Annotated in this window: 9 protein-coding genes; all 9 read left to right on the top strand. The window is 53.1% G+C overall.

What is annotated here, in order from left to right:
* The coding region (locus HPY65_19095) for a hypothetical protein (protein ID NPU86586.1) at nucleotides 1-202 on the top strand (202 nt) is incomplete at its 5' end.
* 268 nt (nucleotides 203-470) lie between these two features.
* Nucleotides 471-2,711 (top strand): PAS domain S-box protein, encoded by a 2,241-nt coding sequence (locus HPY65_19090; GenBank protein ID NPU86585.1) that lies wholly within the window; start codon nucleotides 471-473, stop codon nucleotides 2,709-2,711.
* Between the two features lie 86 nt (nucleotides 2,712-2,797).
* Complete coding sequence (locus tag HPY65_19085; GenBank protein ID NPU86584.1) at nucleotides 2,798-5,566, top strand: PAS domain S-box protein; 2,769 nt, start codon at nucleotides 2,798-2,800, stop codon at nucleotides 5,564-5,566.
* Nucleotides 5,567-5,666: 100 nt separating this feature from the next.
* A complete protein-coding gene (locus HPY65_19080) occupies nucleotides 5,667-6,137 on the top strand; it encodes a transposase (protein NPU86583.1) in 471 nt (156 codons plus the stop codon).
* A 69-nt stretch (nucleotides 6,138-6,206) separates the two neighbouring features.
* Complete coding sequence (locus tag HPY65_19075) at nucleotides 6,207-7,553, top strand: DUF2254 domain-containing protein (GenBank protein ID NPU86582.1); 1,347 nt, start codon at nucleotides 6,207-6,209, stop codon at nucleotides 7,551-7,553.
* Nucleotides 7,554-7,818: 265 nt separating this feature from the next.
* Nucleotides 7,819-8,103, top strand: coding sequence for an integration host factor subunit alpha (locus HPY65_19070; GenBank protein NPU86581.1), 285 nt, complete (start codon nucleotides 7,819-7,821; stop codon nucleotides 8,101-8,103).
* 256 nt (nucleotides 8,104-8,359) lie between these two features.
* Complete coding sequence (locus HPY65_19065; GenBank protein NPU86580.1) at nucleotides 8,360-11,080, top strand: PAS domain-containing protein; 2,721 nt, start codon at nucleotides 8,360-8,362, stop codon at nucleotides 11,078-11,080.
* Entirely contained in the window at nucleotides 11,064-12,788 is a 1,725-nt protein-coding gene (locus HPY65_19060) for a response regulator (protein ID NPU86579.1), read from the top strand. The genes HPY65_19065 and HPY65_19060 overlap by 17 nt, the downstream gene beginning before the upstream one ends.
* Nucleotides 12,789-13,061: 273 nt before the next feature.
* Nucleotides 13,062-13,803 (top strand): PAS domain-containing protein (locus HPY65_19055; protein ID NPU86578.1); only part of this gene is annotated, 742 nt, incomplete at its 3' end.

Genomic DNA, 13,803 nt, shown 5'->3' with positions numbered 1-13,803 from the left:
TTCATCTCCCCAACTTTCATCCGCTGTAAGAACCCTGGAAGAGACGGAGCGAAACCAAATTCTGAAAATCCTTTCCGAAACCCGATGGCGGATCGAGGGAAAAGACGGTGCCGCTGCCATCCTTGGCCTCAACCCGAGCACCCTGCGATGGAGGATGCATAAGTTCGGGATCGTCCGGTCGGGGACAAAAGAACAAGATTAGCCTGTACACGTCCCTTTAAAATATCCCTCAGTATGTTGAGGCTCCACGGTATATTGAGGCCAACCGAATCATTTCATGCTTTTCTGCTGTTCCCTTCTGCGAATCTGATCCAATGACACAAAGGGATGAATCTTAATAGCTGCTTTACCTCCTGTTATTGGCCAACCATTTGCTATAACATTTTCAAGATACTGGTACTCAGACGGATGAAAGTCCTTTCTGAGAGCGGGTTATTTTGTATAAAACATCCCTTCCGATTGGTGACGCTATGAAACATGATGAAAAGACGAGAGAGCATCTCGTTCACGAACCGTCTGAATTGCGTTCGCAAAATACCGCGCTGAATAAATCAATAACTGGGAGCATATCGTCGGAGCTTGTGGCTGAGGAGGCCCATCGCTATGCCGAAGGTATTGTGGAAACTGTGCGAGAGCCCCTTTTGGTTTTGGATGCGGATCTGAAGATAGTCTCGGCGAACCGCCACTTTTACAGAACCTTTAAAGTAACCCCCGGTGAGACGATCGGAAGTTTCATCTATGACCTTGGAAATAAACAATGGGACATCCCCAAGTTTCGCGAGTTGCTTGAAGAAATCCTTCCGGAAAAAGAAACGTTTGACGACTTCGAGGTTTCCCATAATTTCGAGGACATCGGTCATAAAATCATGCTGCTCAATGCGCGCCAAATATATCGGAAAGACATAGGCACAAAGATGATCCTCCTTGCCATCGAGGACATCACCGAGCGCAAGCAACTGGAAAGTCTGTTAACAGACTCCGAGGAGCAGTACAGGCGTCTTTTTGAGACGGCAAACGATGGGATCGTGCTTCTCGAAAAACGCGAAGGGAAGATCGTGCATGCGAATCCGGCGACCGAGAAGTTGTTGGGCTATACCGAAAAAGAGAGCATCGGGAACAAACTTCAAGACATTGGTGTTGTGCTCGATAGGAATGATTTCCAAACGACAATGCAAGAGTTGAATCAGATCGGCATTATTAATTACCGTAATATAAACGTAGAAACCAAGTCCGGGCAACTCATCAATACGGAGATATATCTTGTAGATAGGGCAAAATTGGTACAATGCAACATTCGTGATATTACCGAGCGCAAGCGAGCAGAGCAGACGCTTAGGGAAAGTGAAGAGAAGTTTCGTTGGCTGGTAGATAATATGGCAGACGTCATAACGGTTATGGACCTGAATTTGCGTTTTACTTATGTCAGTCCTTCCATTATCCGCATGCGCGGATACACGGCTGAAGAGGCCGTGGCGCAGACCATTGAACAGGTCATGTCGCCTGAATCACTGCAGATGGTAGCCAAGATCTTTGAAGAAGAGATGAAGTTGGAAGCCAGTGGTACGGCAGATCCTGACCGAAGCCGTATCTTGGAATTGGAGCAATACAGAAAGGACGGTTCTATTGTTTTGATGGAGAACCACCTGTCATTTATGCGGGACGAGGCAAGGAATCCCGTGGGCATAATCTCATTGAGCCATGACATTACGGACCGCAAGCGGGTGGAAGAAGCGTTGCGGGAGAGCGAGGAATTGTTAAGGAGCTACCTGGAGAATGCTCCGGATGGCATTTACATGAGCGATCTGGAAGCCACCTTCCTTTACGGAAACCGCAAGTGCGAAGAAATCACCGGCTACCAGCGAGAAGAGCTGATTGGAAAGAACTTCATCGAATTGAAGCTCCTGTCTGAAAATGATCTGAAAAAAGCCGTCCAGTTGCTCCAGGTCAATATGCAAGGCAAGTCCACCGGCCCGGATGAGATGGAACTAATCAGTAAAGGGGGGCGTCTCATACCTGTTGAGATCAACACCAATGTGATTCAGCGCATGGGTCAAAAAATCGTCCTCTCTTCTGTTCGTGATATTACAGGTCGAAGAAAAGCTGAAGAAAGCCTGAAGGTAACCCTCGAAAGTCTCAGGAAGGCGTTAAGCACCATCATTCAAGTCATGGTTTCTGCTGTAGAGGCGAGAGATCCCTATACGGCGGGTCACCAAAGCAGATCTGCAGACCTTGCTCGGGCCATCGCCACCGAGATGGAAGTCCCCCAGGAAAGAATCGAGGGCATCCGAATGGCAGGGTTGATTCATGACATCGGAAAACTATCCATTCCATCGGAGATATTGTCCAAGCCCACCAAGTTGAGCAACCTTGAGTTTTCTTTGATCAAAGTTCACCCCGAGAAAGGGTATGAGATGCTCAAGGATGTGGAATCCCCGTGGCCCCTGGCGGAGATCGTATACCAGCACCATGAGCGGATGGATGGTTCGGGCTATCCAAGGAAACTGAAAAGGGATGAGATTCTCATGGAGGCCCGCATTATGGCCGTGGCAGACGTGGTGGAGTCCATGGCCTCTCATCGGCCGTATCGTTCCGCACTAGGATTAAATGCAGCACTGGAAGAGATCGAAAGTAATAGGGGAACCCTTTATGACGCAGATGCAGTTGATGCGTGCCTTAGATTATTCGGGGAAAAGAGATATCATCTGCAATGATTCTAGCAGATTATTTGTGTTAAGATGCAGTTCATATCGAAAACCGTGTCATCTGTGAGGGTCAACCCATAGGCGGATCGCATCTCATGGAAAGTCTTGATAACAAAGACAATCGCGCGATCCACCTTCTTGGCATTGCTTTTGTCCTCCTCGCGGCGGGGATCGGAGCTGCTGGCTACATCTCTTACCGGAATTATGAAGACCAATATCGTGCTGGCGTGGAGCATCAACTTTCCTCGATAGCGCATCTGAAGGTCGTTGAACTTGCGCATTGGCGAAAGGAGCGCTTGGGGAATGCCTCCATTTTTTTTGGAAACGAGGTTTTCTCCTCTTTGGTCAGCCGATCATTCAATAATCCCAATGACCATGTGGCGCAGCGGCAACTCTGGATCTGGCTGGGCAAAGTACAACTCGGCTATTCCTATGAGCGCCTCCTGCTGTTCGATGTCCGGGGAACCCTGCGGATGTCCCTTCCTGATTCAAAGGAGCCGGTCGCGTCCAGTATTTTGAAGCGAGCAGCCATCGTGATGCATTCAGAACAAATACACTTCATGGAATTCTACCGGGACGAACTGAATCAAAGAATCTACCTGACAATCATGGTTCCAATCCTCGGTGAGAAAAGGGGCAGCCCGACACAGGGAACCCTCGTCCTGCGAATGGATCCCGAAACATATCTCTATCCCTTTATCCGTTCCTGGCCGACAGTCAGCCAGACAGCCGAAACCCTGCTTGTCCGCCGGGAAGGGAATGGGGCGGTATTTCTAAACGATCTCCGGTTTCAGAAGAACGCCGCTCTAAACATTCGATTATCATTAGAGAAAGAGGATTTGCCGGCGACCAAAGCGATTCTTGGCCAGGAAGGAATCGTGGAAGGCAAAGACTACCGTGGGGTACCGGTGATCGCCGCCATCCGCGCCATCCCCGATTCACCCTGGTTTCTTGTCGCCCGCATGGATCTTTCCGAGGTTTACGGATCGCTGAAGGAAAGACTCTATCTGACGATTCTTTTCGTCGTTGCCCTCCTTATTAGCGTCACCACATTCATTGGCTTCGTGTGGCGGAAGCAACGCACGCAATTCTATCGGGAGAAATACGAAGCGGCAGCTGCCCTCGGCGAGAGCGAATCCGTCATGCAAGCCATTGCCGACGCCGCCCAAGACGCTATTCTAATGATGGATCCTGAAGGTCGGATATCTTATTGGAACCCTGCCGCTGAGCGTATTTTCGACTATACGAGCACCGAAGCCATTGGTCAAGAACTGCACTCGCTGATCGCGCCCCTGCATTATCACGAGGCCTACCATGCCGCCTTCCCACTGTTTCAACAGAAAGGACAAGGAGCCGCAGTGGGTAAAACACTCGATCTGGAGGCCATCCGAAAAGATGGGGAGGAAATCTCGGTGCAGCTCTCGCTTTCAGCAATACAGATGAAGGGTGCCTGGCATGCCGTGGGGGTTCTTCGAGACGTCACTGAAAGCAGGCGGGTGGATGAGGCGTTGCGGGAGAATCAGAGTCGACTGGCCGACATTATTGAATTTCTGCCGGACGCTACCCTGGCCATAGATAATGAAAAGCGCGTTATTCTCTGGAACAAGGCTATCGAGGAAATGACTGGCATTCCAGCCGCGGAGATGATCGGCAAAGGTGACCATGCCTATTCTATCCCGTTTTATGGTCAGGCACGACCGCAGTTGATGGACTTAGTATTTCTGAACCACAAGGAAATTGCTGCCAGATATCCCAGCATCACCCGCGAAGGTGACTCCCTCATGGCGGAAGCGTTCTGTGAAGCCCTCCACAACAATAAGGGCGCATGGGTTTTTGCCAAGGCCTCGCCCCTGCACGATCAGTCCGGCAATATTGTAGGCGTAATCGAGAGCATCCGCGACATCACCGAGCAAAAGCGGATAGAAAAAACGCTGCAGAAGAGAGAGGAAGAGTATCGGACCTTGGTGGAAAATGCGAGTGACATCATCTTCAGAGCAGACATCACCGGAGTCTTCACCTTTGTGAATCCGGTGACACTCCGTATTACGGGATACGAAGAAGCGGAGGTTATTGGAAAGAAATACTTGACATTTATTCGTCCGGACATGCGTGACGAAACCATGAAATTCTTTGGTCGTCAGTTCGTAAAGGGGATTCAGGAAACATTTTTAGAATATCCCATTCTCACGAAAGAGGGTCATGAGGTCTGGCTTGGACAAAAGACGAAGTTGTTAATGGTAGATGGACATGTCGTGGGCTTTCAGGCGGTGGCCCGGGACATTGGGGACCGCAAGAGGATGGAGGCGGAAATCCTTGCCCTTTCGAACACCGACCAGCTCACAGGCCTGAATAACCGAAGGGGGTTTTTATCTCTTGCCGGGCAGCAGCTAAAATTGGCAGAAAGGAATAAAAGTGGAATGCTTCTCTTTTTTGCCGATCTGGACGGGTTGAAATGGATCAACGATACGTTGGGTCATGAGGAAGGAGATAAAGCGCTCATCGAAGCAGCAGACGTGTTCAAAGTGACCTTCAGAGCATCCGACATCCTTGCTCGTCTGGGAGGAGATGAATATGCCGCCCTTGCCGTTGATATAAACAAGGAATTTTCCGAGATCTTTACTGCCCGGTTGAAGTCTCTGATTGACACACGAAACAATCAGGAAAACCGGAGATACAGGCTTTCTATCAGTGTGGGATGCTCATATTACAATCCGGATAATCCTTGTTCTATTGACGAACTCATGGCCTCTGCGGACAAATTGATGTATGAGCAGAAGCAAATCAAGAAGGCCCTTCTTCTGCAAGGAGCCTCCCTTTCAAGCAGGAATCCTCACCCTTCTATGTCCGATGAGAGTATGCCCTAGCAGGCTGTTGAAAAACTGTTTATTGACATAGGCCATGGTCATTTTATCCGCTTTTTGGTAATGTTCTGCGCATAATCTATTGATATTAAAGGAGATAATTATGCGCGGTCTGGAAGATAGAAGCGATGCACTTTTTCTGTATGTGTCTCCGGACTCTTTCGTTCCGTCTGAACATCCTCTGTGTCCGATCCGGTTGATGGCAGACAAAGCGCTATCATCCCTATCAAGCGAGTTTGACCAGATGTATTCCCACACGGGGCGTCCTTCCGTGCCGCCGGAAGTTCTTTTAAAATCGTTGCTTCTGCAGATCCTGTTTTCGATTCGGAGCAACCGCTTGTTGGTCGAGCAGCTTGGCTACAACATCCTGTACCGCTTGCTTCTGGGGGTGTCTCTGGAAGAGCGGATCTGGGATCACTCGACCTTTTCCCAGAACCAGGAGAGACTGATCGGGACGGATCTGGCCGCGAAATTTCTCCAGAAGATCATCGAGCAAGCGAAAGAAGCGCGGCTCCTGTCCAAAGAGCACTTCAGCCTTGTAAAATCGATCCGAAGATCGATCAAAGACCCGTAAACCAGATTTTCAACAGCCTGCTAATTGTTCAGCTGCGGAGGACGTGCGAATGACTGAGGTACCGCTCTCATGAGAGTACAGATTTTCAAAACATGGGACCGCGTTCGTTCCAGTTTCTGGTTTCTCCCGGCAGTCATGGCCGCTGGGGCGGTAGTGCTGGCCTTCGCAAGCGTCGCCTTGGATGAGCGGGTGACAGACTGGTTTACGATTAACTGGGGTTTGAATTTTACCGGTGGAGCGGAAGGGGCCAGTTCCTTGCTGGGGGCCATCGCCGGATCAATGATCACCATAGCCGGGGTAGTCTTCTCGATGACCTTGGTCGCCCTGTCGCTTGCCTCGTCACAGCTCGGGCCCCGTCTGCTTCGCAATTTCATGCGCGACACCACGACCCAAGTGGTACTCGGCACGTTCGTCGCTGCCTTCCTGTATTGCTTGCTCGTCCTGCGCACCATCCGCCGCGCTGATGAGGTCGTCTTCATCCCTCACCTGTCGGTCACCCTCGGTGTGCTGCTTGCGGTCGTGAGTGTGGGGGTGTTGATCTACTTCATCCATCACATGTCCGTTTCCATCCAGGCCAACGAGATCGTGGCGCGGGTCGGAACCGAGTTGATCGAGGGGATCAACCGCCTATTCCCGGAACACATCGGACGGGGAGCGCCACGGATTCCGACGGGACCACCCGACACAGGCTTCCTCGACGCGTTCGGCCGGGAGGCTCGTCCAGTTGGCGCGGCCGAAAATGGCTATATCCAGTTCATCGACGGAGACGCCTTGATGGCGTTGGCCATGCAAGAGGATGTCATTATTCGGCTGGAGCGAGGACCCGGACACTATGTCGTCGCCGGCAGCCCGCTGGCGCTGGCATGGCCAGAAACCCGGATTACCGATCAAATTGCGGACCGGATCAATTCCGCGTTTGCCATGGGTAACCAGCGAACATCCGGTCAGGACATTGAGTTCGTGGTCAACCAACTCGTCGAAATCGCAGTACGAGCCCTCTCCCCCGGGGTGAATGATCCGTTCACGGCGGTGACGTGTGTGGACCACTTGGGGGCTGCACTGTGTCGTTTGCTTCAGCGAGACATGCCGTCGCCTTTTCGCCATGACTCTCAGGATCAACTACGGGTCATTACACCTGTCGTTACGTTCTCGGCCCTCACGGACGCGGCGTTCAACCAGATCCGGCAATATGGCCGTTCCAGCGCTGCGGTGACCATCCGTCTACTGGAAACCATTGCCGTTGTTGCGGGATTCGCACATCGGCCAGAGGACCGCGTCGCGCTCTTACGGCACGCCAAGATGATCGTCCGAGGGTCACGCGGCGGGTTGCCGGAAGACGAGGACCGCCAAGAGGTGGAAGAGCGCTACCAATCCGTGAACCAGATGTTGAGCGAGTCGGCAGATTCTGGCCCCTGAAATGCACTTACGCGGGCAGCAAGCCGATGCCGAAGCGGCCGAACCGTTCACTGGTGCGGACGCAAAGGGCCGCGCCGCACAGTTCCGCGTTACACTCTTCCGGAAGGAGCTTCGGGCCAGCCTTGAGTCGGAGGGCTTTTCAGCGAAAGATCCCATCGGGAGAATGGAAGGCCGGATGCTTGGAATATTGTAAAGGGGTACATTTAAGACAAGTAACTAATTTCTTAAATATATTTTCTTAACAGGGATTTTGCGTGTTTTGGGGGTGGCCGTGACGAAGAAAGAGATCATCGACGAGATCCGGGACCAGATGGACATGACCCAGAAAGAAGCGGAAAGGGTTCTGGTGAGCACCCTGGAGGTCATCAAGGAACAACTGGAGCAGGGTAGGGAGGTGATGATCTCCGGGTTTGGAATATGGTCTGTGAGAATAAAGAAGCCCCGTCGAGGGAGGAACCCGCAGACGGGAGAAGTCTTAATGATCGCGGGTCGGAAGGTGATTACATTCAAGTCATCGCAGATCCTCAAGAAGACTGTTCAGGTGGAATGACTTTCCCCCGGAATAGATGTACAGATTGGGAGACCCCTGACCTGCCCAAAAACGGATCCAGATTTTGCGCACCTTCAAGGTATTAGAAACATTACTCAAGATGCGGTATATGATTCGAGGGTAGGTTACCGCCATCGTGGATCAGCTTGCTGCTGCTGATCGCACGAACTGCGACATGGATCACAGGAGGCGTTTCACATTGAAAAAGCAGAGCAAACCCGTCCACAGAAAAACCAAAACCGGCAGTGCCATCCCGATGCCAATGCCGTCCCCCCAAGCAAATGACCCTCATGTCCCCGATCATCCCTTTCCCATCGTAGGCATTGGTGCCTCCGCGGGTGGACTGGAGGCACTGGAACTGTTCCTGGGAAACGTGCCGGAGAAAAGCGGCATGGCGTTTGTCATCGTCCAGCACCTGGACCCAACGCATAAGGGGATTATGGTGGAACTGCTCCAGCGCTCCACCCCTCTGCCGGTGGTACAGATCAGGGATAGAATGAGGGTCCAGCCGGACCATGTCTATGTGATCCCCCCTAACCGGGATCTGTCCATCCTTCACGGGGTCCTGCACCTTCTTGATCCGTCGGCGCCACGGGGTCTGCGCCTGCCCATTGATTTCTTCTTTCGATCTCTGGCAGATGAACTTCAAGACAGATGCATCGGTGTCATCCTTTCGGGTATGGGTTCTGACGGCACGCTGGGCCTCCGGGCCATGAAGGAAAAAGCCGGAGGGGTCTTTGTTCAGGATCCGGCCTCGGCCAAGTTTGACGGTATGCCCAGCAGTGCTATTGAAGCCGGGCTTGCCGACATTGTTGCCCCGGTTGCAGAACTACCCGGCAGGATCATTGCGTATCTCAAGCACGCCCCCTTCATATCCCGGACGGACCGGCCTCTGGAGGAAAAGGCCCAGAGCGCCTTGGAGAAGGTCTTCATCCTGCTCAGGACGCAGACGGGCCACGACTTCTCCCTGTACAAGAAAAGCACCGTTTACCGCCGGATCGAGCGACGCATGGGTTTGCACCAGATTGACCGGATCACGACCTATGTCCGTTTCCTGAGAGAGAACCCCCACGAGACGGAGCTTCTGTTCAAGGAGCTTCTGATCGGAGTGACCAGCTTCTTTCGTGATCCGGCGGCCTGGGAGCAACTGATAAGAAAATTTCTTCCAGAGCTTCTGGCCGCCCGCCCGGGCGGCGGACTGATCCGGGCCTGGGTTCCCGGATGCTCCACAGGGGAGGAAGCCTATTCTCTGGCCATTGCTTTCAGGGAGTCTATAAAACAGGTGGAGGCAGCCTGGAGCTTTTCGCTCCAGGTCTTTGCCACCGACCTGGACAAGGACGCCATTGACAAGGCGCGCACGGCCGCCTATCCGGCCAACATCGCGGCGGATCTCTCTCCGGAGCGCCTGCGCCGATTCTTTCTGAAGGAGGAGCGAGGCTACCGCGTGGGAAAGGAGATCCGCGAGACGGTGGTCTTCGCTCCCCAGAACGTCATCATGGACCCGCCCTTCACCAAGCTGGACATCTTGATCTGCCGGAACCTGCTCATCTATCTGGCCCCGGAACTACAGAAGAAACTCCTGCCGCTCTTCCACTACAGCCTGAACCCGGGCGGCGTTCTGTTTCTCGGAAGCGCGGAGACCATCGGCACGTTCATCGACCTTTTCACCCCACTCGACAACAAGGCACGCATCTACCGGAAGATCGATTCCACCATAGGGGCCGGGCCGGTCGAGTTTCCCTCCTCCTTTTTCTCTGCCGTTCCGAATGCACCCGAACCGCTCGCGACGCAGAAACCCATCCCCAACCTCCAGGTACTGGCCGATCGAATGCTGCTCTCCAAATACACGCCGGCAGCCGCATTGACGAGCGACAAGGGCGACATTCTCTACATCAGCGGGCGGACGGGGAAGTACCTGGAGCCGGCGGCCGGCAAGGCCAACTGGAATATCTTCGCCATGGCCCGGGAAGGGCTGCGCTATGAGTTGACGGCCGCCTTCCAGAAGGTGCTGCGGCTACGGGACACCGTTACCTTGACAGGTGTGCAGGTGGAAAACAATGGTGGGGTGCAGATGGTGGATGTTACGCTGCAACCCATCACCGAGCCAGGTGCCCTGCAGGGGATGGTCATGGTTGTCTTTACAGACGTACCCGTGCCTATCGTAAAGGCGGTGCCGGGCAAACGCCCGAGGACGTCCGTCCGCAGCGCCCGCTTGGTGGAGTTGGAGAGGGAACTGGAGCAGACCCGGCATGACCTTCAGACCACCCGCGAAGAAATGCAGACGTCCCAGGAGGAGTTGAAGTCTTCCTACGAGGAACTGCAGAGCACCAATGAAGAGTTGCAGAGCACCAATGAGGAACTCACCACTTCCAAGGAAGAGATGCAGTCCATGAACGAGGAGTTGCAGACGGTCAACAACGAGATGCAGGCCAAGGTGGACGAACTGTCGAGGGCCGCCAACGACATGAAGAACCTGTTCGACAGTACGGAAATAGCCACCCTGTTTCTGGATGACGCATTGAACGTGCGGCGCTTCAGCAGACGGACATCCCAGATCATCAAACTGATCCCTGGTGACGCGGGGCGCCCCATCACCGACATCGCCTCGGACATGGTCTATTCCGGCCTGACGGAGGATGCGCAAGAGGTGCTGCAGACACTCGTTCCCATTGAGAAGACGCTCGCCGCAAGCAACGGACGCTGGTTCCTCGTTCGAATCATGCCCTACCGCACCCTGGAAAACCGTATTGACGGTGTCGTGATCACCTTTACGGACATCACCGTTTCCAAGAAACTGGAGGCGGAGCTTCGAAAAACACAGGCTGCTCTTGAAAAACAGATCGGGGAACAGAATGCGGAACTGAAGCGGGTAGGAGGGCGGTTCCACGAAGACAGAAACCGTGGCCGGACGTCGAAGGCTGCAGGCATTGACGGATCCGGAGAAAATGGGCCGAGTTGCCATGAAAAGGAAAAATAGCAGCCGGACGAAGACAGACGACCTGCGCCACCGGGCAGAGGAGCGCCTGAAAGAGGCGAAGAGGGGGAAGGTCCGGAAAGAGGCTCCGCATACTTCCGAGGATGGGGCGCTGCGGCTCCTCCAGGAACTGCAGGTGCATCAGATCGAGCTGGAGATGCAGAATGAGGAGCTTCTCAGGGCACAGGCAGAGCTTGATGCGTCGCGGGCACGCTATTTTGACCTGTATGATCTGGCCCCTGTGGGTTATTGCACTCTCAGCGAGAAAGGGATGGTTCTGGAGGCCAATCTCACTGCCGCAACCATGCTGGGTGTGACAAGAAGTGCTTTGGTCGAGCAGCCGTTGACCCATGTTATCCTCCCCGAAGACAGGGACATCTATTACCGGCACCTCAAGCTGCTTTTTGAATCGAGTGAGCCCCAGGAATGCGTACTGCGTTTGGTCAAACCGGGCGGAGTGATATTCTGGGTGCGGCTTGAGAGCATCTCCGTGCAGGCCGAAGACGGTGCACCGGTCTGCCGCGTCGTGCTGAGCAACATCACCGATAGCAAACGTGCCGAGCAGGAAAAGCAAATTCTACAAGAGCGCCTGCAACAGGCGGATAAGATGGAGGCCATCGGGACGTTGGCCGGCGGTATCGCGCATGACTTCAACAACATACTGATGGGAATTCAGGGGTATGTCTCCCTGATGCTGCTGGATCTTGATCCATCACATCTCCATTATGAGAGGCTCATCCAGATTGAGGAGCAGGTGCAAAGTGCGGCGGATTTAACCAAACAGTTGTTGGGGTTTGCCCGCGGGGGAAGATATGAGGTCATGCCCACTGATATGAACGTCATCATAAAAAAGACCTCCACCATGTTCGGGAGAACCAAAAGGGAGATTTCCATCCATCGAAAATACGGGAAGAATCTCTGGACCGTGGAGGTGGATCGGGGACAGATGTCGCGGGTGTTCATAAATCTGTATTTGAACGCCTGTCAGGCCATGCCGGCGGGCGGAGAGATCTGCCTGGAAACCGAGAATGTTTATCTGGATGATGAACAGGCATTTCCATATGCCGTCAAACCGGGGGAATATGTGAAAATAACGGTCACCGACACCGGTACGGGGATGGATGAAAAGACAAAGGAGCGAGTCTTTGATCCTTTCTTCACGACGAAGACAATGGGTAGAGGGACGGGATTGGGATTGGCGACGGTTTATGGCATTATTAAGGGTCACAGGGGTATGATCCATGTGGATAGTGAACCCGGACATGGGACGACCTTTATCATCTATTTGCCTGCCTCGAACAAGGAAGTAGTGCAGGAGAAAAAGGGAGAGGAAAATATCATAAGCGGCAGGGAAACGATCCTGCTGGTCGATGATGAAAAGGTGGTTAGTGAGATTACCAAAGAATTGCTGGAGTCCCTTGGGTATCGGATTTATTTAGCTGGGAGTGGTCAGGAGGCTGTTGCCGTGTACATGGAAAAGGGAGACGCGATCGACTTGGTAATACTGGACATGATCATGCCGGGAATATCGGGAGGAGAAACATTTGATCGTCTCCGGGCAATCAATCCCGGGATCAAGGTTCTTCTTTCCAGCGGCTTCAGCATCGAAGGCGAGGCGCAGGAGATTCTCGACCGCGGGTGCAACGGGTTCCTCCAAAAACCCTTTCGGGTTGAAACGCTGTCCCGGAAAGTCAGGGAGATGCTAGACTAAAACAGCGCTTTCCGTTGAATAAGCTAATACTAAATCTCATCAACCGTGTTCCAATTGGCAAGTTTTTTTTAAGATTCAGCGTTGGTTTGTGGTGATGATGGTGCATGCACGGTATGGACCGCAGAAGGAGTCACTCCAAGCTTAGTATTCCCCGGCGTTGATCACACGGTCCAAGACTCTTTTTGAACCCTGCTGTGTAGAATTCTGCCGTCAAGTGGCCCCATCGCGGCTATCACGGTTTGGTCCCATAGTACGGATCATTTACGAGTCCCCATGAAAAGGAATAATAATAGCCGGACGAAGACAGACGACCTGCGCCACCGGGCAGAGGAGCGCCTGAAAGAGGCGAAGAGGGGGAAGGTCCGGAAAGAGGCTCCTTATACTTCCGAGGATGAGGCGCCACGGCTCCTCCAGGAACTGCAGGTGCATCAGATTGAGCTGGAGATGCAGAATGAGGAGCTTCTCAGGGCACAGGCAGAGCTTGATGTGTCGCGGGCACGCTATTTTGATCTGTACGATCTGGCGCCTGTGGGTTATTGCACCCTCAGCGAGAAAGGGCTGGTTCTGGAGGCCAATCTCACTGCCGCAACCATGCTGGGTGTGACAAGAAGTGCTTTGGTCAAGCAGCCGTTGACCCATGTTATCCTCCCCGAAGACCGGGACATCTATTCCCGGCACCTCAAACTGCTTTTCGAAAAGGTAACGCCGCAGGTGTTCGAGATACGGATGCTGAAAAAAGAAGCTGCCCCCTTCTGGGTGGGGGTGGAGGCGGTGTTGGCGCAGGACGTTGAGGGAGAGTCCGTATGCCGCTTCGTGATGAGCGATATCACCGAACAGAAACTTCTGGGAGAGGCTTTACAAAATTCTCACAACGAGTTGGAACGGGGCGTAGAGGAGCGGACGATTGAGCTTCGGGAGGCTCTTTCTGAGATCAAGGCAATGAAAGAGCAACTGGAGGCGGAGAATATTTACTTTCGTCAAGAACGCGGAATAAAATGTCGATTTGAGCACATTA

The sequence above is a fragment of the Syntrophaceae bacterium genome, from assembly GCA_013177825.1.
In the GTDB taxonomy this organism is placed as follows: Bacteria; Desulfobacterota; Syntrophia; order Syntrophales; family PHBD01; genus PHBD01.
The sequence above is the reverse complement of the archived record's forward strand: the minus strand, read 5'-3'. Positions and strand labels throughout refer to the sequence as shown.